This window comes from Rhodococcus sp. BH4, assembly GCF_002079265.1.
GTDB classification, from domain to species: domain Bacteria; phylum Actinomycetota; class Actinomycetes; order Mycobacteriales; family Mycobacteriaceae; genus Rhodococcus_F; species Rhodococcus_F qingshengii.
Window position 1 is genome coordinate 1,868,484 of record NZ_CP014941.1, and the last position, 25,544, is coordinate 1,894,027.

General features: G+C 62.5%; 26 protein-coding genes. 19 read left to right on the top strand and 7 right to left on the bottom strand.

Features of this window, described 5'->3' with window-relative positions; genetic code table 11:
- The first annotated feature begins 53 nt into the window (after window positions 1-53).
- From A0W34_RS08865 to A0W34_RS08875, 3 genes are read left to right on the top strand one after another with little or no spacing between them, the layout of a single operon-like run.
- On the top strand, window positions 54-1,259 hold the full coding sequence (locus A0W34_RS08865) for an iron-containing alcohol dehydrogenase (protein ID WP_081557571.1): 1,206 nt from the start codon (window positions 54-56) through the stop codon (window positions 1,257-1,259).
- A gap of 58 nt (window positions 1,260-1,317) precedes the next feature.
- On the top strand, window positions 1,318-2,691 hold the full coding sequence (locus tag A0W34_RS08870) for a MadS family sensor histidine kinase (protein ID WP_003941844.1): 1,374 nt from the start codon (window positions 1,318-1,320) through the stop codon (window positions 2,689-2,691).
- Window positions 2,688-3,371 (top strand): MadR family response regulator transcription factor, encoded by a 684-nt coding sequence (locus A0W34_RS08875; protein ID WP_003942005.1) that lies wholly within the window; start codon window positions 2,688-2,690, stop codon window positions 3,369-3,371. Before A0W34_RS08870 ends, A0W34_RS08875 begins: the two co-directional genes overlap by 4 nt.
- On the opposite strand, the gene A0W34_RS08880 is transcribed toward A0W34_RS08875, so the two are convergent.
- Together A0W34_RS08880 and A0W34_RS08885 are read right to left on the bottom strand one after the other, a co-directional pair.
- Window positions 3,368-3,907: an RNA polymerase subunit sigma gene (locus tag A0W34_RS08880; protein ID WP_081558770.1), complete on the bottom strand. Its 540-nt coding sequence runs from the start codon at window positions 3,905-3,907 to the stop codon at window positions 3,368-3,370. The two genes, A0W34_RS08875 and A0W34_RS08880, sit on opposite strands and share 4 nt — an antisense overlap.
- A gap of 83 nt (window positions 3,908-3,990) precedes the next feature.
- Window positions 3,991-4,485 carry a GbsR/MarR family transcriptional regulator gene (locus A0W34_RS08885; RefSeq protein WP_081557572.1) on the bottom strand — a complete coding sequence of 165 codons (495 nt, stop codon included), beginning with the start codon at window positions 4,483-4,485 and terminating at the stop codon, window positions 3,991-3,993.
- A 68-nt stretch (window positions 4,486-4,553) separates the two neighbouring features.
- Between A0W34_RS08885 and A0W34_RS08890 the strand changes: the two genes are divergently transcribed.
- Together A0W34_RS08890 and A0W34_RS08895 are read left to right on the top strand one after the other, a co-directional pair.
- Entirely contained in the window at window positions 4,554-5,489 is a 936-nt protein-coding gene (locus A0W34_RS08890; RefSeq protein WP_003942009.1) for an ABC transporter ATP-binding protein, read from the top strand.
- On the top strand, window positions 5,486-7,156 hold the full coding sequence (locus A0W34_RS08895; RefSeq protein WP_081557573.1) for an ABC transporter permease: 1,671 nt from the start codon (window positions 5,486-5,488) through the stop codon (window positions 7,154-7,156). Before A0W34_RS08890 ends, A0W34_RS08895 begins: the two co-directional genes overlap by 4 nt.
- Window positions 7,157-7,168: 12 nt before the next feature.
- Here the strand turns inward: A0W34_RS08895 and A0W34_RS08900 are convergent, their stop codons facing one another.
- Complete coding sequence (locus tag A0W34_RS08900; protein ID WP_042920993.1) at window positions 7,169-7,957, bottom strand: thioesterase family protein; 789 nt, start codon at window positions 7,955-7,957, stop codon at window positions 7,169-7,171.
- Window positions 7,958-8,190: 233 nt separating this feature from the next.
- Window positions 8,191-8,667 (bottom strand): MaoC/PaaZ C-terminal domain-containing protein, encoded by a 477-nt coding sequence (locus tag A0W34_RS08905; RefSeq protein WP_007728315.1) that lies wholly within the window; start codon window positions 8,665-8,667, stop codon window positions 8,191-8,193.
- Between the two features lie 110 nt (window positions 8,668-8,777).
- Between A0W34_RS08905 and A0W34_RS08910 the strand changes: the two genes are divergently transcribed.
- Window positions 8,778-9,203, top strand: coding sequence for a DUF6314 family protein (locus tag A0W34_RS08910; protein WP_042920992.1), 426 nt, complete (start codon window positions 8,778-8,780; stop codon window positions 9,201-9,203).
- A 16-nt stretch (window positions 9,204-9,219) separates the two neighbouring features.
- Here the strand turns inward: A0W34_RS08910 and A0W34_RS08915 are convergent, their stop codons facing one another.
- Complete coding sequence (locus A0W34_RS08915) at window positions 9,220-9,432, bottom strand: TOBE domain-containing protein (RefSeq protein WP_003942061.1); 213 nt, start codon at window positions 9,430-9,432, stop codon at window positions 9,220-9,222.
- Window positions 9,433-9,573: 141 nt separating this feature from the next.
- Between A0W34_RS08915 and A0W34_RS08920 the strand changes: the two genes are divergently transcribed.
- Window positions 9,574-9,777: a DUF4287 domain-containing protein gene (locus A0W34_RS08920; protein ID WP_007728313.1), complete on the top strand. Its 204-nt coding sequence runs from the start codon at window positions 9,574-9,576 to the stop codon at window positions 9,775-9,777.
- Window positions 9,778-9,783: 6 nt separating this feature from the next.
- Here the strand turns inward: A0W34_RS08920 and mftM are convergent, their stop codons facing one another.
- Both mftM and mftR read right to left on the bottom strand, forming a co-directional pair.
- Window positions 9,784-10,617: a mycofactocin oligosaccharide methyltransferase MftM gene (gene mftM, locus A0W34_RS08925; protein WP_042920988.1), complete on the bottom strand. Its 834-nt coding sequence runs from the start codon at window positions 10,615-10,617 to the stop codon at window positions 9,784-9,786.
- 29 nt (window positions 10,618-10,646) lie between these two features.
- Window positions 10,647-11,246, bottom strand: a complete 600-nt coding sequence (mftR, locus tag A0W34_RS08930) for a mycofactocin system transcriptional regulator (protein ID WP_007728311.1) — start codon at window positions 11,244-11,246, stop codon at window positions 10,647-10,649.
- A 150-nt stretch (window positions 11,247-11,396) separates the two neighbouring features.
- On the opposite strand from mftR, the gene mftA reads away from it, so the two are divergent.
- The 12 genes from mftA to A0W34_RS08990 all read left to right on the top strand — a co-directional run bounded on the left by mftA (window position 11,397) and on the right by A0W34_RS08990 (window position 25,486).
- Window positions 11,397-11,492 carry a mycofactocin precursor MftA gene (gene mftA, locus A0W34_RS08935; RefSeq protein ID WP_063836238.1) on the top strand — a complete coding sequence of 32 codons (96 nt, stop codon included), beginning with the start codon at window positions 11,397-11,399 and terminating at the stop codon, window positions 11,490-11,492.
- Entirely contained in the window at window positions 11,477-11,764 is a 288-nt protein-coding gene (gene mftB / locus A0W34_RS08940; protein WP_007728309.1) for a mycofactocin biosynthesis chaperone MftB, read from the top strand. Before mftA ends, mftB begins: the two co-directional genes overlap by 16 nt.
- A gap of 76 nt (window positions 11,765-11,840) precedes the next feature.
- A complete protein-coding gene (gene mftC, locus A0W34_RS08945) occupies window positions 11,841-13,058 on the top strand; it encodes a mycofactocin radical SAM maturase (protein WP_003942089.1) in 1,218 nt (405 codons plus the stop codon).
- A gap of 55 nt (window positions 13,059-13,113) precedes the next feature.
- Complete coding sequence (gene mftD / locus A0W34_RS08950) at window positions 13,114-14,292, top strand: pre-mycofactocin synthase MftD (RefSeq protein WP_065352152.1); 1,179 nt, start codon at window positions 13,114-13,116, stop codon at window positions 14,290-14,292.
- 26 nt (window positions 14,293-14,318) lie between these two features.
- On the top strand, window positions 14,319-16,250 hold the full coding sequence (locus A0W34_RS08955; protein WP_081557574.1) for a mycofactocin system FadH/OYE family oxidoreductase 1: 1,932 nt from the start codon (window positions 14,319-14,321) through the stop codon (window positions 16,248-16,250).
- Window positions 16,247-17,074 carry a mycofactocin-coupled SDR family oxidoreductase gene (locus A0W34_RS08960; RefSeq protein ID WP_003941966.1) on the top strand — a complete coding sequence of 276 codons (828 nt, stop codon included), beginning with the start codon at window positions 16,247-16,249 and terminating at the stop codon, window positions 17,072-17,074. The genes A0W34_RS08955 and A0W34_RS08960 overlap by 4 nt, the downstream gene beginning before the upstream one ends.
- Window positions 17,074-19,023, top strand: a complete 1,950-nt coding sequence (locus A0W34_RS08965) for a mycofactocin system FadH/OYE family oxidoreductase 2 (RefSeq protein ID WP_081557575.1) — start codon at window positions 17,074-17,076, stop codon at window positions 19,021-19,023. Before A0W34_RS08960 ends, A0W34_RS08965 begins: the two co-directional genes overlap by 1 nt.
- Window positions 19,024-19,064: 41 nt before the next feature.
- A complete protein-coding gene (locus A0W34_RS08970; RefSeq protein WP_081557576.1) occupies window positions 19,065-20,303 on the top strand; it encodes an HNH endonuclease signature motif containing protein in 1,239 nt (412 codons plus the stop codon).
- Between the two features lie 98 nt (window positions 20,304-20,401).
- Entirely contained in the window at window positions 20,402-21,094 is a 693-nt protein-coding gene (gene mftE / locus A0W34_RS08975; RefSeq protein ID WP_042922382.1) for a mycofactocin biosynthesis peptidyl-dipeptidase MftE, read from the top strand.
- Between the two features lie 97 nt (window positions 21,095-21,191).
- A complete protein-coding gene (gene mftF / locus A0W34_RS08980) occupies window positions 21,192-22,589 on the top strand; it encodes a mycofactocin biosynthesis glycosyltransferase MftF (RefSeq protein ID WP_007730153.1) in 1,398 nt (465 codons plus the stop codon).
- Window positions 22,586-24,067, top strand: coding sequence for a mycofactocin dehydrogenase MftG (gene mftG, locus A0W34_RS08985; RefSeq protein WP_070162567.1), 1,482 nt, complete (start codon window positions 22,586-22,588; stop codon window positions 24,065-24,067). Before mftF ends, mftG begins: the two co-directional genes overlap by 4 nt.
- Before the next feature lie 105 nt (window positions 24,068-24,172).
- On the top strand, window positions 24,173-25,486 hold the full coding sequence (locus tag A0W34_RS08990) for a helix-turn-helix domain-containing protein (RefSeq protein ID WP_047268928.1): 1,314 nt from the start codon (window positions 24,173-24,175) through the stop codon (window positions 25,484-25,486).
- Window positions 25,487-25,544: the final 58 nt, after the last annotated feature.

Sequence of the window (25,544 nt, forward strand, 5' to 3'; positions counted from 1 at the left end):
CGGATGCGAAATCCCGACCGGAGATCTCAGAGCAGCGAGAGGAGAGTGGGGTCGTGTCCGTGGCATACCCGGATGCTGTGAACCACGGTGTTCATCGCCGCGGCACTGCTGCTCGACTGGTCAAATTTCACGCCCCCGAGATCGTCTTCGGTATCGGTTCCCTGGTCGAGGCAGCACACGCGACTCTGAGGTTCGGCGGGTTCCGACCATTCCTGGTCACCGATCCCGGTCTGATCGACGCGGGATGGGTCAGCGAACTCGAAGACCATCTCACGGAGCAGGGATTGACGGCGACGGTGTGGTCAGGGCTGACGCCCAATCCCAAGGACTTCGAGATCGCGGCCGGTTTCGAGGTGTACCAGGAAGGTGAGTGTGACGTCATCATCGCGCTCGGCGGCGGTTCCGTCATCGACGCGGCTAAGGGTGTAGCCGTCCTCGCTGCCAACGGTGGCAACATACTCGACTACGAGGGGGTAGATCAGGCGACCAAACCGATCCCGCCGTTGGTGATGGTTCCCACCACGTCCGGCACGGGCGCGGACGTGTCGCAGTTCTGCATCGTTACGGACACGACCCGCGGCACCAAGATCACCATCATCGGCCGGGCGCTGGTGCCAGATGTGACGGTCATCGATCCGCGGTTGCTCACGACGATGCCCGAGTGGCTCAATGCGGCAACAGGATTGGACGCACTGACGCACGGAATCGAAGCCTTCGTCTCACTGGCGCACAATCCGTTGACCGATCATCACGCGCTCCGCGCTGTCGGCCTAGTGACCGAGAATCTGGTGCACACGATCCAGGACCCGATGGAGATGGAAGCTCGATCGGTGATGGCGCAGGCGAGCCTCGAGGCCGGGTTGGCGTTCACCAACGCGATACTCGGAGCCGCGCACGCCATGAGTCATCAGGTGGGCGGCATGCTCGACCTTCCGCACGGCGTCATCAACGGAATTCTCTTGCCCCACGTCATCCGGTTCAATTCCACCACGGACGCCGCCCCCTTTGTCGCCATCGCTGCGGCACTGAGGCTTCCCGAGCAACGCGGCACCCCGGAGGAAGCAGCGCTGGCAGTGGCCGACCGTGTCGAACGTCTCGCACGGGAGGTCGGTGTGCCGAAGGGGCTGGGGGAGTTGGGTGTTCGCGAGGAAGACCTGAGTAGGCTCGCCAGCTTCGCGTTGCTCGACGCCTGCATGTCCACCAATCCCAGGGAAGCGACGCAGGAACAGATGGTGGCGCTGTTCCGAGGTGCCTTGTGAAGATGGACGCTGTGAAGATGGACGCTGTGAAGAGGGCCGCTGTGAATTGGTGCAGGCGATGACCGCGGACCTGTCCCGGCTCACCGGATTACGATCGGGTAAGAGTTCGTTCTACCCGCAGTATCGCGGTGCGGCCGAGCGCCTCGAACGCGTCGTGCATGCCTTGGAGTTGATCTCGCGGGCTTTGGTGCGCACCGTCGAGGGGCCGGAAACCCTCGTCTGCGCGGTCGCGGAAGCTGCCCGTGCGCATCTGAGTGCCAACTGGATTGTCTTCGCCTTGGCTGACGGAACTTTGCCCGACGCCGGACCACGGCGACTGGTTCTCGGCCCGGACGCCACCCCTTTTCTGGTCGACAACGTCGAGGGGCCGCCACTTCCGGAGGATGTCGTCGAATGCCTCGACGACATCCGGTACGGAAGAATCGAATCCAACTCGGTGATCGACGCGCACTACGCGTTTGTGCCGATCGTGCTCGGTGGCGGCGTGGTAGGTGCCTTTGCAGCCTGGACGCCGGCCAACCGAACCCTCGACACGACGGACGGAGCCGTGCTCAGCATTCTGGCCAGCCAGACTGCTGTGGCTCTGCAGAATTCGGCGCTCTATCAGCGCGGACAACTACTGCTCGAGCGTGCCGAAGATGCGTATGCGGAGGCCAATCGTACTGCAGCCGACCTTGCGGTGCGCAACAGCGAATTGGAGTCCACTCAGCGTCAACTCGGAGTGGCGCACCGGCACCAAGTGGTCGACGACGAACGTCACCGGATCGCCCGCGAACTGCACGACAGTGTGACACAGGCGGTGTTGTCGGCGGGCATGCAGATCGAGGTCTGCCGGAGCGACATCCCGGAGGCTGAACGCAGTGAAAGACTGGACTTGGCAAAGGATTTGACCAGGAGGGCGGTCGAGCAGCTTCGTTCGGCGATCTATGCGCTCAATCATTCGTCGGACGCGGACCGGACGTCGTTGCCCGAGATGCTCGAGCAACTCGGCGTGGTTCACATGCCGGACGAGTTGGCGGTGAGCGTTCGCGTCGGCGGTACCCCGACCGAACTTCCGGGCGATGCCGAACACGCTCTTCTCCGGATCGCGGGGGAAGCTCTCTTCAATGCAGCGGTCCATGCTCACGCGAATCGGGCGGTGCTTCGTCTGACCTATCGGGCGGACTCCGTGTTGCTGTCGGTCTCCGACGACGGTGACGGCGACCCTGCGCGAATGCGTCTGATCCTCAAACTCGCAGCCACCAACGACGTCGACGGCCGCCATCGCGGTCTCGCGAACATGCAGGCGCGAACACTCGAGTTGGGTGGTGCGCTCGAAGTACGGCGCGCGCGGATCGGTGGGATTCAGATTCTCGTGCGACTACCACTGCCGTTCGACTCGGGCATGGAAAACCTTTGCTCCACCACTGAAATCGAGAGCGAGGAATCATGACCACTGCGCGTCCCGTCATCACCCGCGGAGCATCGCCGGTTCAGGGATTGGTTCGAATCGTCCTGGTCGACGACCATGCAATTCTGCGGCAAGGGCTCCGCTCGGTTCTCGAGCGCGAAAGCGATCTCGAGATCGTGGGGGAGGCTTCGTCCCTCGCCGAGGCACTCGCCGTGGTCGACAAGGTCGGCCCGGACATCGTCCTGATGGATCTCAAACTCTCCGCCAGTTCCGACTACGAGGGACTGACCCTGTGTGGCCAGCTGTCCTCGGCGCATCCCGGCCTCGGACTGTTGGTTCTCACCACGTTTCTCGACGATCAACTGGTGGTGCGAGCGGTGCACGCGGGTGCTCGCGGCTATGTCGTCAAAGACGTCGACACCACCGAATTGGTGCGTGCGATCAGGGCGGTCTCGCGGGGTGAGAGTGCGTTCGATTCGCGCAGCGCGTCAGCTGTCGTGCGATCGCTCAACGGGCAGTCGTCGTCGAAAGAACGATTGACCGATCGCGAACTCGAAGTGCTCAGACTCCTCGCAAACGGCTTGTCCAACATCAAAATCGGTGAGAGATTGTTCATCTCACCGACCACCGTCAAGTTTCACGTCAGCAACATCATGCGCAAACTCGAGGTGAGCCGTCGAGCAGAGGCCGTCTACGCCGCGAGTAAGCAAGGTCTGATCTAGCTCTGCTCGGAGACCGTCCAGGCGCGCAGCGCTTGATGCTGTAGGAGGAGCACGCTCGAACGAGTTGTGCACAGAGTCGATGCGGTCATCTCGGCAGTCAGACCCACTGCGATTCGTAGTACCAGAACCTCACGTTGGTCGTCGGTCAGGCGGCGCGGGCGTTTGAATTGTCCGTCGATGTTGCGTGACTGGGGAATTGACGCAATTCGTCGAGAGGCCAACTCGTACGCGAAGGTCTCGATGCGTGTGTCGGCCGAGATCGTGTCGGACATTCGTGTGACGACGTCCAGGGTGCATTGGTGGGCGAGATCGTCGGCGAACGTCGCGACGGGCGTCCCGAGGAGTCTGGCGCGATAGTAGAGAACGACGCGAGGGTGCAACCGGGCCAGTAGTTTCGACAGTGCATGGTGATCACCGGCGAATGCCTCGGCGGCGGTGCGATTCAGGGAAATCGATCGTTCACAGGTTTCGGGTGAAGCGGTACGCGCGAAGGGTGGAGTCGGTGAAGTGTTCGCGCCCCTGATCGACAGCTTCATCAGCAACTCCTCGATTACACCGCACCTGACCATGCTGGAACGAGAATTGAGGTACCCCGCCGAAATTGCGGGTAAACCTGAAGTTACCTGCCAGGTGTCCGGTCTTTTCGCCGGGAGCGCCAGTCCGCGAGCATTCGCGGCATTTCCGCGGCCATGAAGTCGAAGAAGTCGCGCAGATCTGCCATTCGATCGCCGGCTGTTGTTCCTTCACCGAGGACTCGTATGCCCTCGTCCGCAACTGCCGAGACCTGGTAGAGCGAGGACTGTTTCGTGACAAACGCGTCGGCCCACATGTCGATGCTGACGCAGTAGTGCTGACGCCGCGATCCGGGGACGGCCACACGCTCGATCAATCCGACTTGCTGGAGGTATCTGACGGCTCCGGAAATGGCGGCGGGGCTCACTCCCAACCGAGATCCGAGATCTCCTGGCGTGGACGAGGGTGCCTCGCTGGTCATCAACGCGGCCCAGACGCGGGCGGGCATCGGCGGAAAACCCATGTTGCTCAGTACGAGTGAGAGTCGCTCGACATAGTGTCGGCTCTCGTCCGGTGCAACGGTGTGGCTGGTGTCGGTCATCGGAACCCTTCGATCTTTCCGTCTTTTCTATCTTCACACATTTGTGAAATCGGCGTACGGTCAAATTCATGGGTGCGGCAATTTCAGTGAAAAGCCTCGTCAAGACCTTCGGTACCACCCGCGCGCTGGACGGCCTCGACCTCGACGTCTCGACGGGTGAAGTGCACGGATTCCTGGGGCCGAACGGTTCCGGAAAGTCCACCACTATTCGGGTGCTCCTCGGCCTGCTCCGCTCGGACTCCGGAGACGCAACCGTTCTCGGCGGCGATCCGTGGCGAGACGCTGTCACTTTGCATCGACGTCTCGCCTATGTGCCTGGCGACGTGAATCTGTGGCCCAACCTCACCGGCGGTGAGGCTATCGATCTGTTGGCGGGCCTGCGCGGTGGCCTGGACCGAAAACGCCGCAGCGAGTTGCTCGATCGCTTCGAATTGGACCCGACCAAGAAGGCGCGCACGTACTCGAAAGGTAACCGGCAGAAGGTTGCACTCGTGGCCGCGTTCTCGTCCGACGTCGACCTTTACGTCCTCGACGAACCCACATCGGGGCTCGACCCGTTGATGGAGGCGGTATTCCAGGACTGCGTCGAGGAGGTGGCTCACGCCGGAAAGACGGTACTGCTGTCGAGCCATATCCTCGCCGAGGTCGAAGCGCTGTGCGATCGTGTGAGCATCATCCGCGACGGGCGGACGGTGGAAGAGGGAACACTGTCCGAACTCAGGCATCTCACGCGCACGTCCGTCGCGGCGGAGACGCAGCGTCCGATCGGTGGACTCGACGGACTCGGCGGTGTCCACGACGCGGTGATCGACGGTAACCACGTCACCTGCGAAGTCGACAGCGCGCAACTCGGACCACTCATGACGTACTTGGTCGGATTCGGAATCGTGGCGCTCACTTCCACTCCGCCGACTCTCGAAGAACTTTTCTTGCGGCATTACGGTGACGAACGGGCTAGGGAGACTTCGGTACACCTGCGAGCCGAGACCGGAGTACGGCCGTGACCGTTGTTGTCGAGGCCGCTCCACCGGTACCGGCCTCGGCAAGTCAATTCACCGGCACACGCCGACTGGTTCGGCTGGCTTTGCGGCGGGACCGAATTCAGCTCTCCGTGTGGGTTATCTCCATCGTCTTGTTCATGCTGCTGGTTGTCGCCAGTGTGACCGGGCTGTACTCGACACCCGAGGAATTACGAAACATCGCAGTCAGTTCCGCGGTATCGCCGGTCGCGCTGGCGACCAACGGGATCGTGTCCGGTGATTCGCAGGGCGCGATAGTCGCCAGTCAGTCGGTGCTCGTGTTCGCGTTGGTGGCCGCATTGATGAGCACCCTTGCGGTGGTTCGCCATACGCGACAGAACGAGGAGACCGGCCGAGCCGAGATGATCGGTGCAGCGGTGGTAGGTCGACGAGCGCTCCTGACCTCCGCACTGATCGTAACGGTCGGTGCGAACGTCGTTCTTGCACTGGGAATTGCACTGGGATCGATCGCCGTCGGTTTGCCTGTCGTCGGTTCGTTCGCGTTGGGTGCCTCGATAGGTGGGACCGGAATCGCGTTTGCCGGAGTGGCAGCCGTGACGGCGCAGATCACCGACGGTGCTCGTACGGCCAACGGCCTGGCGGGTGCCGCGATCGGCGTTGCCTTCATGCTGCGCGCGATCGGCGACGTGAACAGTACGGTCGTCGACGTCGGAACTCGCGTGGTCAGTGGCTGGTTGTCGTGGCTCTCGCCGATCGGATGGGCACAACAGATCCGGCCCTTCGACGACGACGCCTGGTGGATCCTGTTGTTGCTGCTCGGATTTGCGGCTGTGCACGTGGTGGTGGCTTTTGTTCTCATCGGCCATCGCGATCAGGGAGCGGGACTCGTTCAGCCCCGACCCGGCCCGCCAGTCGCGGCATCGTGGCTACCGTCGGCCTGGGGCCTGGCGTGGCGCATGCAGCGAATGACGATGTTCTGGTGGATCTTTGCCGTTGTCATACTCGGGTTCGCGTACGGCGCTGTGGGCAACGAGATCGACGCGATGGTGGGATCGTCGCAGCAGACCGCGGAGATGTTCGAGAAACTTGGCGGCGGCGGATCGGATCTGGTGGATTCCTACTTGGCCACTGCTCTGGGGCTCACGTCGATAGTCATCGCGGCGTATTCGGTCCAGAGTCTTCTCCGGATGCGGGGCGAGGAAACATCGGGACGGCTCGAACCGTTGCTGGCAACGTCTTTGTCGCGGTGGAGGTGGATGCTTTCCCACCTGGGTGTGGTTGTGGGCGGCGTGATCCTCGCGCACGTCTTGATGGGTGCCTTCACCGGTTTTGCCTTCGGGCTCGTCACGGACGACATCGGCGGCAACACACTTCGTATGACTGGCGCCGCGTTGGCCTATCTGCCTGCGGTGCTCGTAGTCGTGGGGTTGGTGTCGTTGGCTTTCGGACTGTTTCCGACGTACGCGTCGGCGCTCTCCTGGGGAATCTTGGCGGCATGCATCGTGCTCGGGCAACTCGGCACGTTGCTGAAGCTTCCGCAGGTAGTGCTGGATCTGTCGCCCTACACTCACGTGCCGGGTGCCCCTGCCGAGCCGGTGACAGTTCTGCCACTGCTGGCAATGATCGTTGTGGCAGTGGTGCTTTCGACAGCATCGCTTGTTGCGTTCCGTCGTCGCGACCTCCAGGTGTAGGAGAGCTGAAACTCAACTCAGAATTCGACGAAGCTGGCGAGCCCGAGCAGCAAGTCGTCCGGTCGAGTCGAATAGTTCGGATTCGTCAACACAGAGAGTGTCCGTCGCCCAGGCAGTCCCGTGGCGTAGGCGATACCACGGTGACAGCGTTCGGGGATCTGCCGTGAGGTGCTCCGGGGTGAAATGCGCGGTGAACTCGATGGTCGGTATGGCCACGGGCATCGTCAGTGTCGCGAACAGTCCGGGCGGAAGCGCGTCGAGAAGGACCGCGGCGCGCTCTTGGGCCGTGAAATCGAGGTCTGTGAGCAGGCGGATCCAGACGTCGAATTCAGGGGAGTCGCCACCGGCGAACGGCCTCGCGGAATTGATCGGCCGGATGTCGAGGTGCTGGGCGAACGGCACAAAATCCACCGGGATCTCCAGCGGCGGCAGGGTTGACGGGTCGGCCGGAGCCGGTTCGGCGACAGGGGCGGACATTGTTGTAGCTCCTATGTCGCGGGCCAACCGAACGAGAGCGGATCCCGAACCGGTCAGCGTGACGTGGCAACTGACGGTCCGCCCGCCCCGCATCTCGCCGACAGTCAACTCGGCCGGCCCAGGAGGAACGGGGCGGTCCAGATGCGCCGTGACTGCCAGCGGTTCGGCTCCGGACGCGTCGGCCGCCACCCGCAGCATCCGTGCAATTGCGAGTCCGCCCTGGATGCCGTCGAAACTCCGCCAACTGGAGTCGAATTCGGTGTGATGACGCGCTGCGTCGGTCGACGGCGCGGCCGCCACTGATGCCTGACTAGTAATTGCCATAGTCAGCACCCTAGATGCTGACTATGGCTATGGCAAGCTAGGGTCTATTCGGGAGTGCTGGACGACCCACCGAAGAGCATGTAGATGAGGATCTGAAGAATGCCGAGAGGATTGATCTCGCCGAGGCTGCTCATGTGTGAGGAACTCCTGATTGCAGGGATGGGTATTGTTGCGTCGCAACGTCACTGAAAGTACGGCAATTCGAACAGGGTGGTGCGGAATTTACCGATAATTCACTGTCCGCGAGTCGAGCGGCAGTGCAGGTAGGCGTCAGTGACCACGTCGAGAACGCGATTGCCGTGTGCATCGACCAATTTCGCTGTGATGGTCACCAATCCTCGCGCGCGATTGTCGAACACGACGTTGTCGACGGTGACCTTTCCGCTCAGGGTGTCACCGGGGCGAAGCGGACGGAGGAAGCTCACGTCGCGCATGGTTTTCCCGGCGATCACGTTCCACTGGTCGTAGAGACTGGCGACCACCAACTTCTGGCAGATCGACAGGGTGTGCAGCCCGCTGGCGATCAACCCGCCGAAGACGCCGGACTCGGCGGCTTCCTTGTCGACGTGAAACCACTGGGGATCCCACTGAGTTGCGAACTCGACGATTTCCTCTTCGGTCACCGAATACGAACCCAATGGGATCACTTGGCCGATCTCGAGATCCTCGGCGAACACTGCGCGTTTGTGAAGGGCGGCCGAATCGTTCATGGTTGTGAAAATCTCCTGCGTGTTCCGGGTGTACTCGGAACATACTCTCGCAGTGTGTTCGAGTCGGTCTCCGGTGTCGTCGGGCAATGCAGGGTCACTAGAATCGCCACATGGTCGACGACGCGAAAATCGAGCCGAGGGCGCTGGTAGGAAAGTGGCACTTCGAGCGGGACATCGTCGACCGCCTTTCTGGTTCCACCAAGCATGTATTCGGCGAGACCACTATCTCCGACGCCGGTGACGGTCGGATGCGCTGGTACGAGAGCGGCACGCTGCGTGACGGCGACCTGGAATTACCCGTGTTCCGAACTCTGTTCGTTGCCGAGCGCGGCCTCGAGTGGGCCGTGACATTCGAAGACGGCAGAGAGTTCCACGACTGGGCGCCGGGGGAGGAAGTCGAGCACCTGTGCGGTGCGGATACCTACCGCGGGCGAATCGACGTCACTGCCGGAGATCGATCGACCTGGACTGTCGTCTGGACCGTGACGGGGCCGAGCAAGGACTACACGATGACCACGCATCTCACCCGGCCCTGATCACATCGCTCGCCAGTTACTCGACGCCGATCGTCACCTCGGTGGACTTCACGAATACCGTTGCGGCTTGGCCTGGTTCAAGATCGAGATCCAGTGCGGCATCGCGGGTGATCGACGAGGTCACAATCTGATTCCCGCCGTCCAACTTCACCTTGACCGTCGCCATGACGGTGCCGAGGTTGACCTCGGTTATGGTGCCGGTGAGTTGATTTCGTGTGGACAGTCGCATCGCTGAACTCCTGTGCTCTCGGGTGGGTGTTCTTCGACCATAATGCGATGGTCGCGTATCTACCCAGCGATTCCGCAGGTGCGGACATGCGGGCGCCGCCGGTGCGCGAATATTGTCGGGCGGTGGAGGTAGATTCCGGTCATGACTGAACCCGTGAAAGGCCCGGCGTCGTATTTTCCGTCGATCGAGAAGAAGTACGGTCGGCCGATCGGTGAATGGCAAGAGCTGATCAGAAGCTCAGACCTCACGAAGCACATGGAATTGGTCAACTGGTTGAAGTCGGAGCACGGTATGGGTCATGGGCACGCGAATGCGCTTGTCGCCCATACGCTGAAAGAAGGGTAGTTCTTTTCAGGCGGCCGATGCGTCCAGCACCAACCAGCCGCCGTGATGCTCGAATACCTCGAACGGCACACGGCTCTGCCTGCCGACCGCACGCAGTGACTCGAGATCGAAAGTGCGGATGTGGCCGTGGCACGCGGTGGCTTCGTCTTCGAAGGGGACGGCAAGGACGACCCGTTGACGCGCGATCCGGAGTGCTTGCGCGATCACGGCCTCGCCGACTGCGTCGTCGACGTGTTCGAGGAGATGAATCGCGGTGACGGTGTCGGCGCTGTTGTCCGGTGCCGGTACTTCACCCGCGTCGCAGATCACCGTGTCGATCGTGATGCCGAGTTCGGGGGCAACCGCGTCGAGCAGGATCATCGTTCCGGGCAGGATGTCCGTGGCGGTCACGTCCATTCCGGCGCGCGCGAGCCGCAGGGGCAGGAAACCGAAGCAGGAACCCAGATCGAGCACGGAACCGCGGACCAGCTCTTCGGCTTTGTCGTGAATCGGCGCGAAATCTGCAGTGCCGTCCAGTAGTTCGGCAAGTGAGTTCCGGTAGTAGGTGGTCCAGGATTCGAGAGCGCCGTCCACGGTGGAGCGAACCAGGCCGACCATCGTCAACTCGAATTCGTCCTGACCGAACTCCGCGTCCTGGATCGACGAGGTGACTCCGGCGACGAGTCGCTCACTCAGATCGGCGGGAGTGAGGGAGTGCCTGACGTGGAGGCGACCGCCTCGGCGATCGAGCGAGATCGGACCGGACTCGACGCGTTCGACGGTGACATGTCCGAACGACCACAAGCCCGGCGTCGACGGCGCCAGGGAATCCAGGACGGGTTCGTTCGTGATGGTGGACATGATCGCCTTTCTCAGGTGGTGATGCTTTCTCAGGTGCTGATACCGGTCCGCAGGGACTGCGTACCTGTTTTCAAGAGTTCCGGTAGCTCGAGTGAATCGTCGGTGAGCCACTGCTCGTACGCCGACATCGCGACCCCGAGCAGAAGATAGCCGACCGTGCGTGGGCCGTGATCGGTCGGCTCGAGATTCATTCGGCGTGCGACGTAGTCGGCGACCACCTGCCGCCAACCTTCGTACATCACCACAGAGTATGCCTGAAGCGTCGGAACTTCGAGGATCAATTCCATCCGTTTGCGATGTACCGCAGTCTCTTCCGGTGGGAAGGTGTTGAACGTCAACAATGCGGATTCGAGTGCGTCGACCAACGGAATATCAGCGGGCAGTGAATCCAGGTGCTCGCGCATCTCGTCGAGATGTCCGTCGAAGTCTCCCCAGGGGACGGCGTTCTTGGACGGGAAGTAGCGAAAGAAGGTCCGACGCGCGATGCCGGCGGCGTCGGCTATCTGGTCGACGCTCACCTCGTTGAAGCCGACTGTCGAGAACAGTTCGATCCCGATCGTGCTGATTCCCTCCTTCGTTGTGGAGGGGCGACGACCTATCCGAGCGGACGGTTTCTTGCGGCTACGCATACTTTTTTCGCTCCATGTGTGTCATTCTGCACTCGATGCCATTACAGTGGTGAACCGAGTCACAGTGAAGTCCCACTAGTGACCACCAACTCCCAGGTTGGAAGTCTGATCTACAGACTTCCAGACGGAGTGCGACCGCAGGAGGAATCCATGTCAGATCGTGACAACAAGGCGCTTGAGAACGACCTCGTCGAGGAGTCCCTCGTGGAGGAAGTTTCCATCGACGGCATGTGCGGCGTGTACTGACCGTGTCTGCTTTGGATCTCGATGCGGGGTGGAAACTCCACCCGCAGGTAGCGCTTCGCCCCGAACCTTTCGGGGCGTTGCTCTACCACTTCGGAACACGCAAGCTGTCGTTCCTGAAGAACACGACCATCGTTGCGGTGGTCAAGGCGTTGCCAGACCATCCTGATGTCCGGTCCGCACTACGTGCGCAAGGCATCGAAGATGACGCGGCTCCCCAATATGCCCGCGCGCTGAGCACTCTCGCCGACTCGCACATGATCGTGCCTGTCTGAGCCAGACGCTCGCCCCCACGTGCGGAACAGCCCTTCCGCACGTTCGCCCGCTTCATTTCTTCGCGAGGACACAGCCATGACCTCAGTTCTTGAACAGCCCTCCCCGCCCGCCAAGGTGGGTCGCCTCGTCGATCAGTTCGAACTCGGACTCGACGCCCCCATCTGCCTGACGTGGGAACTCACCTACGCCTGCAACCTGTCCTGCGTGCACTGCCTTTCGTCGTCGGGTCGTCGTGACCCCAACGAGCTGAGCACCGAACAGTGCAAGTCCATCATCGACGAGCTGCAGCGTATGCAGGTTTTCTACGTCAACATCGGTGGCGGCGAGCCGACGGTACGCTCCGACTTCTGGGAGCTCGTCGACTACGCGACCGACCACCAGGTTGGTGTGAAGTTCTCCACCAACGGCGTGAAGATCGACAAGAAGGTCGCGGCGCGCCTCGCAGCCAGTGACTACGTCGACGTGCAGATTTCCATCGACGGTGCCACCGCTGAGGTCAATGACGCTGTGCGCGGGCCTGGTTCGTTCGCGATGGCCGAGCGCGCTCTCGCGAACCTGAAGGAAGCCGGCTTCAAGGACGCCAAGATTTCGGTGGTCGTCACGCGGCACAACGTCAGTCAGCTCGACGAGTTCAAGGCTCTCGCGGACAAGTACGACGCGACCCTGCGCATCACTCGACTGCGTCCTTCGGGCCGCGGCGCCGACGTGTGGGACGACCTGCACCCGCGTCCGGAGCAGCAGCGTGAGCTCTACAACTGGCTGGTCGCCAATGGCGAAGGCGTCCTGACGGGCGACTCGTTCTTCCACCTCTCCGCCTTCGGCGATGCACTGCCCGGTCTCAATCTCTGTGGCGCGGGCCGCGTCGTGTGCCTGATCGACCCGGTCGGTGACGTGTACGCATGCCCCTTCGCGATTCACGAGCAGTTCCTCGCCGGAAACATCGTGAAAGACGGTGGATTCCAGGAAGTCTGGCAGCACTCGGACCTGTTCGAGGAGCTGCGCTCGCCCCAAACCGGTGGCGCCTGCAGCAAGTGCAACCACTACGACTCCTGCCGCGGCGGCTGCATGGCGGCCAAGTTCTTCACCGGACTGCCGATGGACGGACCTGACCCCGAGTGCGTCATCGGCAACGGTGAAATGGCACTGGCGTCGGCGGGAGAGGTCCCGAAGTCCAGTGTCGACCACTCCCGTTCCGGTCAACGTAAGACCCCACGTGCATCGGTGCCACTGACACTGATGATGCGTCCGCCCGCCAAGATTTGTGACGAAAACCCGCTTGCGGGAATGCAGTAACTACTGCGCGATACCGACAGTGCGGCGAAAGCTGCACCCCAGAGAGGTCAGTTCAATGGCTAAGAATGCTTTCTTCGAGACGGTGGCAGAAGCACAGCGCCGTGCGAAGAAGAGGTTGCCCAAGTCCGTGTACGCGGCGTTGGTAGCGGGATCCGAGAAAGGGCTGACGGTCGACGACAACGTCGCGGCATTCAGCGAATTGGGTTTCGCTCCCCACGCTGCCGGGCTGTCGGACAAGCGCGAGATGTCCACCACCATTATGGGCCAGGACATTTCGTTGCCCGTCATGATTTCACCGACCGGTGTGCAGGCAGTGCACCCCGACGGTGAAGTAGCGGTAGCCCGTGCGGCTGCAGCACGGGGAACAGCCATCGGACTGAGTTCTTTTGCCAGCAAGTCCATCGAAGAAGTTGCCGCGGCCAACCCGCAGGTCTTCTTCCAGATGTATTGGGTCGGCAGCCGCGACGTGCTCCTGCAGCGTATGGAGCGCGCTCGCGCTGCCGGTGCCAAGGGCCTGATCATCACCACCGACTGGTCCTTCTCGTACGGTCGCGACTGGGGCAGCCCGTCCATCCCCGAAAAGATGGACCTCAAGGCGATGTTCCAGTTCGCACCCGAGGGAATCATGCGCCCGAAGTGGTTGCTCGAGTTCGCCAAGACCGGCAAGATCCCGGACCTGACCACCCCCAACCTCGCGGCTCCCGGCCTGCCTGCGCCGACGTTCTTCGGCGCATACGGCGAGTGGATGCAGACTCCGCTTCCGACGTGGGAAGACATCGCCTGGCTTCGTGAGCAGTGGGGTGGACCGTTCATGCTCAAGGGCATCATGCGCATCGACGACGCCAAGCGAGCTGTCGACGCCGGTGTCTCCGCTATCTCGGTCTCCAACCACGGTGGTAACAACCTCGACGGCACCCCGGCGCCGATCCGTGTGCTCCCGGGCATTGCCGAGGCCGTGGGCGATCAGGTGGAAGTTGTTCTCGACGGCGGCATTCGACGCGGCGGCGACGTCGTCAAGGCGCTCGCACTCGGAGCCAAGGCCGTCATGCTCGGGCGCGCCTACCTGTGGGGCCTCTCGGCCAACGGCCAGGCCGGTGTCGAGAACGTGCTCGACCTCATGCGGATGGGCATCGACTCGGGGCTGATGGGCCTCGGCCACTCGTCCATCACCGAACTGAGCCCGGCGGACCTGGTGATTCCGGAAGGCTTCACACGCACATTGGGTGCCAGCTGAGATTACGGCTCCGATAGAGCTGTGAGTTGACACTCGACGAACACACGACCCTGGCCGGACGCCTCGTCCGGTCCAGGGTTGTTTTCGGTCCGCACGAGACCAATCTTGCTGTGGGACGCTCGCTTTCCGATCGGCACCGTGCGTACTACCAGCGCCGCGCCGAGGGCGGAACCGGGATCGTCGTCACCGAAGTGGCCTCGGTATCGGAGAACGACTGGCCGTACGAGCGGGCGCCGTTGGCGTCGCAATGTGGCCCGGGGTGGCGGTCGATCGCGGCTGCATGTGCTCCGTACGGAACGCTGGTTCTGGCCGGGCTCGGTCATACCGGCATGCAGGGATCGAGCGCATACTCCCAGTCGGTGCTGTGGGGACCGTCAAGAGTGGCCGACCCGGCGACGCGTGAGTTGCCGATGGCAATGGGGCAGCCGGAAATCGACCAGCTGATAGTCGGCTTCCGTGAGGCGTCGGCGCTGGCCGTCGCTTCGGGAATGGACGGAGTGGAACTCGATGCCGGTCCTCGAAGCATTCTGCGACAATTCCTTTCGGGTCTGACCAACACTCGGCCAGACCGATACGGTAGCGATCGCGTTGCTCTTGTTCGCGAGGTCATCTCGGCAGTGCGCGAGGAAGTCGGGTCGGATCACGTTGTCTCCCTGCGGTTGTCCTGTGACGAGGAAGCTCCATGGGCGGGTCTGACGCCCGATCTTGCCATCGGTATCGCGCGTGAAGTGTCTCCGTTCCTCGATCTCCTTGTCGTCGTTCGTGGCGGACTCTATTCGTCTGACCGGTACCGCCCCGATTTTCACTGCCCGCCGAACTTCAACCTCGATCTGTGCCGTGAGATCAAGGCCGCTCTGTCGATTCCTGTTGTCGTGCAGGGGAGCGTCGTGGACATCGCCGACGCTCACGCGGCGCTGGAAGTAGGTGAGTTCGTCGAGATGACCCGGGCCCAGATCGCAGACCCGGACCTGGTTGTGAAAGCCGCGCGCGGCGATCGTCCCCGGCCGTGTGTGCTCTGCAATCAGACGTGCCTCGTGCGTGATCCTCGCAATCCTGTCGTGACGTGCGTCGGGAATCCGAGCGCGGGTTTCGAGACGGTGGACCCCGATGAGCGAGAGCAGATTTCGACACCGGGAGCCGTGCTGGTCGTGGGGGGTGGCCCCGCTGGGATGGAAGCTGCACGGATCTCGGCGGTGGCGGGGCACTCGGTCACACTCGTCGAGAGTTCATCGCAGTTCGGCGGCATGATCCGAACTTTTGCGCGAGGTGACGGCCGTAGCCGGTTCGCACTCCTCGCGCAGTGGTTGGAGGACGAATGCCGTCGTAGCGGCGTGACGATGCGGACCGGGGCGGCGCTCGACGCCCAAGACCTGGGTGACGCACGCAGCCGGGGCGAGTTTGTTGTCGTTGCCACCGGTAGTGCTGCGAGGCCGCCGACGTATCCGGTCGACGATTCGGTTCGATGGTTGGATGCGTCGGAAGCCTTCGAGAAGTTGAGCACCGTGGGGCCGGGTCCGGTCGCGCTGATCGATCCCCTCGGTGGACCGATCGCGGTGGCGCTCGCAGAAGCACTCGCGGCCCATGGCATCTCCGTCTCGATTGTGACTCCCGACAGCATCGTCGGTTCGAGGCTCGGTGCGAGTGGGGATCTGGTCGGCGCCAACACGCGCATCCAGCAGGCCGGGGTCACCAGGGTGCTCGCGTCACGTGTCACCGAAATCGCTCGAGGGGCCGTCTGCGTCGAACACGTCCATACCGGCGAGCGGTCACAGCTCGAGTGCGAAGTGGTGATCGACTGCTCGCCTCGTCTGCCGAACGAAACGCTGAAGGAAGAGGCCGACATTCAGGTGGGCGACTCGGTTGCCCCGAGAACTGTTCTCGAATCCATCCGCGAAGGGCGCTTTGCAGGGTTTACTACTAGAACGAGTTTCAATTCTGCAGAGAGGGCTATCTCATGACACAGGGTTCAGTTCGTTCGCTCGAAGGTCGCGTTGCTTTCATCACCGGCGCAGCGCGCGGTCAAGGACGTGCGCACGCGGTCAAGATGGCGCGCGAGGGAGCAGCGATCATCGCGGTCGACGTATGCGCGTCGGTGGCGTCGGACAATTCCTACGACGCAGCAACTTCCGAGGACTTTGCCGAGACGATACGTCTGGTGGAAGCGGAGGGCGGGAAGATCCTCGCCCGGGAGGTCGATGTCCGTGACGGCGCAGCGCTCACCGCGGTGGTCAAGGACGGCGTCGAACAGTTCGGACGTCTCGACATCGTGGTCGCCAACGCCGGGGTCTGCAACTGGAATCGATTTTGGGAAATGTCGGACGAGCAGTGGGAAACCCTGATCGACATCAACCTGACCGGAGTCTGGAAAACCCTCAAGGCCTCGGTGCCGGCGATCATCGAGGGTGGGCGCGGTGGATCGATCATCGTGGTCAGTTCGGTGGCCGGACTCAAGGCGCTGCCCGGACAGGCGCACTACGCGAGCGCCAAGTTCGGTCTCGTCGGTCTGACGCAGGCCGCGGCAAAGGAACTGGGGGAGTACAAGATCAGGGTCAACTCGATCCATCCTTACGGAGTGAATACGCCGATGGGGGTCGACCAGGGCGCTCTCGAGGTATTTGCAAAGTTTCCGCAGTACCTTCCCAACTTCACTCCGATCCTCTCGGACATCGCTTTCGCCGAACCTGACGAGATCGCCGATACCGTCCTGTGGCTCGCCGGTGACGGTTCCCGCACCGTCACGGCAAGTCATATCGCTCTCGATCAAGGAAACTCCAAGGTCTGATGACGCCGTACCCGCGCCTCTTCGCGCCACTGCGCCTGGGCAACCTGACACTCCGCAATCGGGTCGTGTTCTCCGCACACCTGACCAATTACGCGGAGAACGGGTTGCCGACGGAGCAGCACGCGAGCTACTACGAGGCGCGGGCACGCGGCGGTGCGGGTCTGATCATCACCGAGGAGCACTCGACGCATCCTTCGGATCGACCGTACGAGAAGATGATTGCGGGCTATCGGCCGGAAGCGATCGAGGGATACCGGCGGATCACCGACGCCGTTCATGCGCATGGTTCGTCGATTCTCGCGCAGATCAACCACAATGGGGGTCAGGGCGCTGGAACCTATTCGCGATCGCCGCTGTTGGCGCCGAGCGCCGTTGCGGATCCGTTGTTCCGCGAGGTGCCCAAGGCTGTCGACGACGCGGACATCGCCGAGATTCTCGCAGGGTTCGCCCTTGTTGCGCGCAACTGCGTTGCCGGTGGCTTCGACGGGGTGGAATTGCAGGCGTCGCAGTCGTCCATCGTGCGCGCGTTTCTCGCACCCTCGACCAACCTGCGCACTGATCGCTACGGCGGGGGCGTGGCGAATCGTGCGCGTTTCCTTCTCGAAGTGCTCGGGGTACTGCGTAAGGCCATCGGCCCGGATCGTGTGCTCGGTGTGCGCCTGAGTGGATACGAAGGAACGCGGGGTGGCATCGAACTGTCCGACGCGGTAACCACCGCCCAACTCATCGAAGCTGACGGTCACGTCGACTACATCAACACCACCGTCGGAATGGCCACGGAAACACTGCATCTGGTCGAAGCATCGATGGCTGTACCCACCGGCTACGCCAACTTCGTCCCGTCTGCGATCAGGGAGGTCGTCGATCTTCCAGTCGTCGGAGTCGGCCGTTTCAAGACGCCGGAGCAAGCCGAAGCTGCACTCGAGGACGGTGTATGCGATCTGGTGGGCGTAGTTCGCGGGCAGATCGCCGATCCGGATTTTGTGAACAAGGCGCGTGCTGGTCAATCGGTACAGGTGCGAACCTGCCTGTCCTGCAACCAGGAATGCGTCGGGCGGATGGGTCTGGGACGTTGGTTGGGGTGCACCGAAAATCCGCGCGCCGGTCGGGAATCGGTACCGCTGCCGATGCCGCGGCGACGGGGCCGCACGGTGGTGGTGGTCGGTGGCGGCCCGGCCGGCCTGCAAGCTGCGGCTACAGCGGCCCAGCGAGGTCATGCGGTGACGCTGTTCGAGCGTGAACGAAGACTTGGGGGACAGATTCTTACCGCCTCGGTGGTACCGGCTCGCCGTGAGCTCGCCGACCTCGTCCGGAATCTCGAATCTGAGTGTCGCCGAAGCGGTGTGACGATCGAGTTGGATGCTGGAGCTGATCTCGCGATCGTGGAGGAGCGCGCGCCCGAGGTGGTCGTGATTGCAACCGGAGCGCGGCCTGTGCGACCGGCGTGGGCGGGTGGATCAGAGCGTGTGGTGGGTGTTCGAGACGTTCTCGACGGCAAGATTCTGCCGAGTGGAACGGTGCTCGTCTACGACGAACTGGGATTCCATCAAGGTACGTCGGTGGCGGAGTTCCTCGCTGATCGAGGCTGTGCCGTCACGATCGCGACCAACGGCATGGTGGTCGCGCAGGACCTGAGCATCACCCTGGATTTCGAGGGGTGGAACCGCCGAGCGTTCGAGAAGTCGATCGGTCAACGGACAGATCTGATGGTGACTTCGGTGAGCGCTGGGGCCTCGCCGCTCGTGAGCTTGGTTCACCTTCCGACGGGTGTGACCGAGGAAGTTGCAGTCGACTGGGTGGTCTTCGCGACACAGCAGGAACCTGTCGACGAGTTGTGGAACACCTTGCAGGGAAGCTGTTTCGAGAAATTTCGCATCGGTGACGCCTTGTCTCCGAGGCGTTCGCACGCGGCCGTCATCGAGGGGCATCGGGCCGCGTTGGCGATATAGTCGTCCGTTTTGTCCCTGGTTCTCGAAAGTATGTTTTGAGCATGGACAGTCGGGAAGCGTGGCAACTGGATGGCGTGGGCCTCAAGAGTGAGGTTCTGGATCTGGTGCGCGCCCGGCACGAGTTGCAGTCGCGGATGGTGTTGTTGATCGTGGAGATGTTTTCCCGTGAGGTTCTCGGCGGGAAGGGTTTTCGGGCGATCGCGCAGTGGTTGCATGGTTCGACGAATCTGGAGATCGGTGAGTGCAGCCTGCTGGTCGGGTTGGCGCGGTTGTTGATGCTCGAACCTGTTGTCGCGGATGCATTCCATCGCGGTGACGTGGATGCGTTGAAGGCGCGGCAGGTGGCGTCGTTTTGTCAGCATCCGCCGAAGAACATGACCCTGGCGGATGTGGACAAGGCCCGCGGGATTCTGTTGGGGTTGGCGTCGAAGAACATCGCCGATTGTGATGCGGTGCGGGCAGCGATCCGGCGGATCGAGAAGCAGTACGGAAAACGCGAGGACGGCGTTCCGGTGGGTGAGGATTCCGAACGTAACGAGTTCTACGCCTCGAAAGGCTTGTACGGGCGAGTGTCGGTGAAGGGCGATCTGGATGCTGTGAACGGGGCACGGTTGATCACGTTGTTGTCGAGCCTGTCTGCGCCGACGCCGGAGAAGGACGGCGTCAAGGACACCCGCACGCCGGCGCTACGACGGGCGGACGGGTTCTGCGAATTGTTGCGGCGGTATGAGCGGGCGGGGTTGGGTCCGATCGAGGGCGGGGTGAAACCGCACATCACGGTGACTGCGTCGGCGAAAGACATGACGGACCTCAAAGCCTTGAAGGACCTGTTGCCGTCCACGGAGGAGTTGGGTTTCGCGTGGGCGGATTGGGTGGGCCCGATCAGTATCGATACCGCCCGGATGTTGGCATGCGACTGCACCGTCACGCGGATTTTGTTGGATGAGAACGGGGTTCCGCTCGACTGCGGCAAAGAAGCGAGAACGGCGACGGTTCCGCAGCGGCGGGCGTTGGCGGTTCGGGATGGCGGGTGTGCGTTTCCAGGGTGCGGGACACCGTCGGGGTGGTGCGATGCCCATCATATTGTTCACTGGAACGATGGTGGCCCAACGGATCTCGACAATCTGATCTTGTTGTGCGGTCATCATCATCGGACGCTGCACCACACCGAATGGCGGGTCGAGATCGGCCCCGACCGAAAAACAGTGTTCTATCCACCGATGTCGATCGATCCGTATCAACAGCCGATCGGCGGGAACAGCCCACCGACAGCGGCGTGAACCGCGACAACTGACGAATACGCCGGGGCACAACAATGCCCCGGTGTATCCGCATGCAGTGTTGCGGTGGGAGGGGCCCGCACCAATACGATCGGGGGATGAGTTCTCCGCGTGACCTTGCTGCCATCCCGAGTCCTGCGCTCGAGGGCACTGCGCTCACCGTCGTGGTCCCGGTCGGTTCTTTCGAACAACACGGACCGCACCTGCCTCTCGATACCGACACTCGGATCGCGAGAGCAGTCGCACAGGCTCTGCCCGACGTCGTCGTGGCCCCGGCCATCGAATACGGGGCGAGCGGCGAACACGAAGGGTTTGCCGGCACGATTTCGATCGGTGCCGAGGCTATGGAAACCGTCGTCGTCGAATACGGAAGGTCGGCGTTCCGATGGACGAAGCGGGTGCTGTTCGTCAACGGCCACGGCGGAAATGGTCCCGCATTGGCCAAAGCGGTGGCACTTCTGCGGTATGAGGGGCGTGATGCTGCTTGGGTGCCGTGCGCTGTTGCGGGTGCCGACGCTCATGCCGGACACACTGAAACGAGCCTATTGCTGCACCTTTCGCCCGATTTGGTGCACATGAGCCTTGCTGAGACAGGAAATTTGTCTCCTATCGCGGACCTGATGCCAGGAATGCGTTCGGGCGGTATGGTCGCTGTGTCGCAAAACGGCGTTCTCGGCAATCCAGTCGGGGCTACCGCCGAAGACGGCGCATACATCTTCGGTGAGTTGGTAGGACGCGTGACGGATGGACTGGCCCGGTGGGAGCCTGGTCCAGATGGGAGGCTTCGGTGACGACCACGACCGAGTGGGGGCGGACGGTCCACCTGCGACGGCTTTCGAGGCTGCGACGAGTTGCAGCACGACGGGCTACGTCCCTTACGATCATCTGATGCGACCAGCAAGACTCCCCGACGGCTTCGGCATTCGGTTGGACCCCAAGGTGCGCACGTACTCGGGTGGCCGGGTACTCATCGGCGGATCTCCGACACGGATGCTCAAGCTGGCGCCGACGGCTGCGGCGATGATCGGTGACGGCTTCCTCGAGGTGGTCGATCAGCAGAGCGCTGCGGTTGCGCGACACCTTCTCGATTCAGGTGTCGCGAATCCTCGTCCGATGTCGACGCCGTCCGCTGCCGATGTCACGGTCGTGATTCCGGTCAAGGACAACCAGGCCGGCGTCGAACGCCTATTGCCCGTCCTCAAGGATCTGACCGTCATCGTTGTCGACGACGGTTCGGAAGTGCCGGTGGAGCCCCGTCGCGCCTGCCCGGGCACCGGCACCATCACAGTGGTCCGGCACGAGAGTGCGCGCGGACCCTCGGCAGCGAGAAACTCGGGATTGCGTTCGGCCCAAACACGTTTCGTAGCTTTTCTGGACTCCGACGTCATACCGCGTGCCGGTTGGCTCGAGTTGATGTTGGGCCACTTCAGCGATCCGGGGGTTGCCCTTGTTGCACCCCGCATCGTCGCCCTCGATCCGTACGGGACGGCGCTGGCGCGGTACGAGAACATGCGATCGTCTCTCGACCTCGGACGCAAGGAAGCTGCGGTGAAGTCGGGCAGTCCGGTCGCCTATGTCCCCAGCGCCGCCGTGATCGTCCGGCGCGACGTGGCACTCGAATGCAACGGTTTCGACGAGAGTCTCGAAGTAGCCGAGGACGTCGATTTCTGCTGGCGACTGCAGGCTGCAGGTTGGCGACTGAGGTACGAACCGGTTGCGCATGTCGCCCACGATCATCGAGTTCAGTTCGACAAGTGGTTCGCCAGGAGAGCGTTCTACGGCACGGGTGCGGCGCCGTTGGCTGCAAGACACGAGGGTTCGGTTCCGCCGATGGCGATGTCGTTCTCGACACTCTTCGCGTGTATCGCCGCTGCAACACTGACCCGTTCCGGTCTTGCCGGCGCACTCGGCGCTTTGCTGTTTACCGTTTACCGGCTGCGAAAGATGTTCACCGGCCTGAGTCAACCCACCCGGATCGCGGCGATCCTCACCGCGCAGGGAGTTGTCGGCGGATTCTGGCAACTCGCCTCGGCAATGTGTCGTCACTACTGGCCCGTGACGCTCCTGGCGGTGATCGCCTCCCGTCGAATTCGGCGGCTGGCCGTCGCTGCAGCAGTCACCGAAGGTTTGGTGGACTGGTATCGCCACCGTGAGCCAGGCGGGCTGGGACCGGTTCGGTACGTCTTCTTCAAACGAGCCGACGACATCGCGTATGGAGCCGGACTCTGGCGTGGCGCATTCGACGCCCGCGACTGGGCGGCGCTGAAACCTCGAATCACCAAGTGACAGAAGCCGACTACGCAGATTTCCTGGTTGTCGGTGGTGGCACGTGTGGTTGCGTGGTCGCAGCCAGGCTCAGTGAAGATCCATCCGCCACGGTGATGCTCCTCGAATCGGGAAGCGGATATCGATCGGCGCTCGAACTCCCGGACGTCCTGGGTGATCCGTACCGACTGCCGGTCGGACCTGCGAGCGAATACACGTGGACCTATCCGGTCGAACTGACGCCGCGTCGGGCGTCCACAATTGCGCGGGGGCGGACACTCGGTGGATCCGGAGCCGTCAACGGTGCGTACTTCACCCGCGCGACCCGTGCTGATTTCGAGAATTGGCCGAGTTCATGGCGATACGACGACGTCTTGCCGTACTTCAAGAAGTCCGAAACGGATCGTGATTTCGAGAGCGAGTTCCACGGGACCGCCGGACCGATCCCGGTCGAGCGTCGAGCGTGGGACCAACTGCATCCACTGAGCGGCGAGTTTCATGCGGCAGCGCTCGGAGCAGGCTTTCCCGACGACGTCGACAAGAATGCGCCGGACTCGTTCGGGGTGGGCCGAGTGCCACTGAACGTGTCGGATCATCGTCGGATCAGTACGGCGATCGGGTATCTGATGCCGGCGTTGCACCGGCCGAATCTGCGGGTGGAATCCGGAGTGAACGTCATTCGTATCGCGTTCTCGGGTACCCGTGCGATCGGCATCGACGTTCTCGACGACGGCAATGTCCGACGCATTCGTGCCGACCATGTGGTCGTGTGTTCGGGCGCGGTGGCGACACCGCACATTCTCCTCAATTCCGGTGTTGGTCCAGCGGAACAACTTGTAGGGCAGGGAGTTTCCGTCGTTCTCGATCGACCGGGCGTCGGACAGAACTTCGTCGACCACCCGGAAGTGCTGCTGCCGTACCATTTTTCGAAGCCCCGCACGATTCGATCGCAGACTCCGGTGCTGGAGACAGCCCTCAACCTCGCTGAGATCGAAATCCGTCCGTACACCGCATCTTTCACAGACCTGGTTCCCGGTGCGCCTCGCATGGACCACGGCGTCGGAGTGGTCCTGATGGCGCCGCGCAGCCGGGGAAGCATCGAACTGGTATCGGGGGATCCCGCTGGGGCGCCGCGTATTCGGTACAACTATGTCGCGTCGGCGCACGATCGAGCTGCCATTCGGGAAGGGATGCAGATCGCCGAGAATCTTCTCGAGTCGATCGCCGAGACGGGGTTGATCGATCGCCCCGTCGTGGAGTACACCGATGAGTGGGTCGAATCCCGCCTGGGAACGTCGCTGCATATGTCCGGTAGTTGCGTGATGGGTGCCGAGGCGGACCCGTTCGCAGTCGTCGACGGTCGGTGCCGTGTGATCGGCGCGCAAGGACTCAGTATTGTTGACACGTCAATCCTGCCGACGATCCCGACCCGCGGCCCGCATGCGACCGCGGTGATGGTCGCGGAACGAGCAAGCGCCATTCTGCTCGGCGACGAGTGACCGCGAGGGGCAGCAGGCTGGGTCGGCAGTCATACCGAATGGTCGTTCTCGCCTATGGGCTGTGATCGGCGTTACAGTGGTCCACGGAGCGGAGGAACGCAAAATATGGCACGTGAACAGGCTGTGCCCGGCAACCCGTGGGTGGCGGTCAGGCCAGGCGATGACGTCGCGTTACTCGCGCGGCGACTTTCGTCTGCCCATCAGTCGTTCATCGATGCCCGCGGCGTGCCCGGCCAGGGGCTGACCGACGACTCCCATGTCCGCTCGGTCGTACTCGAGTCCTGGATGCGTAGCCGCAACAAGGGGGTAAATCCCGATGTGGTCGGCAACCCTGAGATGCTCGAAGGGTTGGAGCTCGAAAAATATCGCTCCGCGCATCCCATGTCACTGATCCGTCCGGTGATTCGGAAACTCCTGGTGGAAGATGCTGCCGAGACCGGACTACTGATCGCGATCAGTGACGCACACGGTCGACTGCTCTGGGTGGAGGGTGACAACTCGGCCAAGGACAAGGCGTTGTCCATGAACTTCGTCGAAGGCGCCGACTGGAGCGAAGATCGTGTCGGCACCAATGCGCCGGGAACGGCGCTTGCTCTCGATCACTCCGTACAGATTTTCGGATCCGAGCATTTCAACCGAACCGTGCACGACTGGAGTTGTTCGGCCGCACCCGTCCACGATCCCACCACTGGGCAAATCCTTGGTGCCATCGACATCACCGGTGGTCCCAGGGTTGCGGTTCCCGAAGTGCTGTCACTGATCCGTGCAACTGTCGCGGCCGCCGAATCGGAATTGCGATTCCATCTCTTGAACTCGCCCATCCCACTCAGTGCCACGGCTCCGCGCCTCGAAACATTCGGTGCCGGCCGGCCGACGCTGGTTCGCGGCGGTGACCGCATCCCGATTTCGCAGCGTCACGCCGAGATTCTCCTTCTGCTTTCCGAACACCCGGAGGGTCTCAGCTCCGACCACCTTGCGGTCCTGCTCGACGAGGGCGAACTCGACGCAGTGACCATTCGCGCGGAAATGTCGCGGCTTCGTAAGGTTTTCGGTGCCGACCGGCTGGCTTCGCGCCCCTATCGGATCATCACGGAGTTCACGACAGATGTCGGCGAGGTGCGGGCAGCGTTGGATCGAGGCGACGCAGCGACGGCGATGAAACTGTATTCGGGCCCGGTGCTGGCGGGCTCGGCGTCTCCCGGCATCGAAGAGGTGCGGGAAGAACTACGCACCAGGGTCCAGGCAGCTCTGCTGCGTGGAGGTGACGCCAACCTTCTGGCCCGGTGGACCACGTCGGTACACGGCCGCGAAGACTCAGTCGTGTGGGAGGCCTACCTGTCCACGTTGGATCCTCAATCTCCGCTGTATTCGCAGGTCCAGGCAAGAATTGATCTCCTCGACCGCCAATTGGGCATCTGAGAATCATCCGCGTTTCTCGCACGCAACGTACTTGCAACGTTGCAACTCCTAGTGTTGT

Bases quoted from the DNA above. Each gene is read 5' to 3' on its own strand.
- A0W34_RS08890 (WP_003942009.1), top strand. From the start codon at position 4,554: ATGGGTGCGGCAATTTCAGTGAAAAGCCTCGTCAAGACCTTCGGTACC.
- A0W34_RS08875 (WP_003942005.1), top strand. From the start codon at position 2,688: ATGACCACTGCGCGTCCCGTCATCACCCGCGGAGCATCGCCGGTTCAG.
- A0W34_RS08915 (WP_003942061.1), bottom strand. From the start codon at position 9,432: ATGCGACTGTCCACACGAAATCAACTCACCGGCACCATAACCGAGGTC.
- A0W34_RS08870 (WP_003941844.1), top strand. From the start codon at position 1,318: ATGACCGCGGACCTGTCCCGGCTCACCGGATTACGATCGGGTAAGAGT.
- A0W34_RS08900 (WP_042920993.1), bottom strand. From the start codon at position 7,957: ATGGCAATTACTAGTCAGGCATCAGTGGCGGCCGCGCCGTCGACCGAC.
- mftC (WP_003942089.1), top strand. From the start codon at position 11,841: ATGACCTCAGTTCTTGAACAGCCCTCCCCGCCCGCCAAGGTGGGTCGC.
- mftE (WP_042922382.1), top strand. From the start codon at position 20,402: ATGAGTTCTCCGCGTGACCTTGCTGCCATCCCGAGTCCTGCGCTCGAG.
- A0W34_RS08970 (WP_081557576.1), top strand. From the start codon at position 19,065: ATGGACAGTCGGGAAGCGTGGCAACTGGATGGCGTGGGCCTCAAGAGT.
- A0W34_RS08910 (WP_042920992.1), top strand. From the start codon at position 8,778: ATGGTCGACGACGCGAAAATCGAGCCGAGGGCGCTGGTAGGAAAGTGG.
- mftR (WP_007728311.1), bottom strand. From the start codon at position 11,246: ATGCGTAGCCGCAAGAAACCGTCCGCTCGGATAGGTCGTCGCCCCTCC.
- A0W34_RS08990 (WP_047268928.1), top strand. From the start codon at position 24,173: ATGGCACGTGAACAGGCTGTGCCCGGCAACCCGTGGGTGGCGGTCAGG.
- A0W34_RS08920 (WP_007728313.1), top strand. From the start codon at position 9,574: ATGACTGAACCCGTGAAAGGCCCGGCGTCGTATTTTCCGTCGATCGAG.
- A0W34_RS08880 (WP_081558770.1), bottom strand. From the start codon at position 3,907: ATGAAGCTGTCGATCAGGGGCGCGAACACTTCACCGACTCCACCCTTC.
- mftM (WP_042920988.1), bottom strand. From the start codon at position 10,617: ATGTCCACCATCACGAACGAACCCGTCCTGGATTCCCTGGCGCCGTCG.
- A0W34_RS08905 (WP_007728315.1), bottom strand. From the start codon at position 8,667: ATGAACGATTCGGCCGCCCTTCACAAACGCGCAGTGTTCGCCGAGGAT.
- A0W34_RS08885 (WP_081557572.1), bottom strand. From the start codon at position 4,485: ATGACCGACACCAGCCACACCGTTGCACCGGACGAGAGCCGACACTAT.
- A0W34_RS08960 (WP_003941966.1), top strand. From the start codon at position 16,247: ATGACACAGGGTTCAGTTCGTTCGCTCGAAGGTCGCGTTGCTTTCATC.
- A0W34_RS08965 (WP_081557575.1), top strand. From the start codon at position 17,074: ATGACGCCGTACCCGCGCCTCTTCGCGCCACTGCGCCTGGGCAACCTG.
- mftA (WP_063836238.1), top strand. From the start codon at position 11,397: ATGTCAGATCGTGACAACAAGGCGCTTGAGAACGACCTCGTCGAGGAG.
- mftF (WP_007730153.1), top strand. From the start codon at position 21,192: ATGCGACCAGCAAGACTCCCCGACGGCTTCGGCATTCGGTTGGACCCC.
- mftD (WP_065352152.1), top strand. From the start codon at position 13,114: ATGGCTAAGAATGCTTTCTTCGAGACGGTGGCAGAAGCACAGCGCCGT.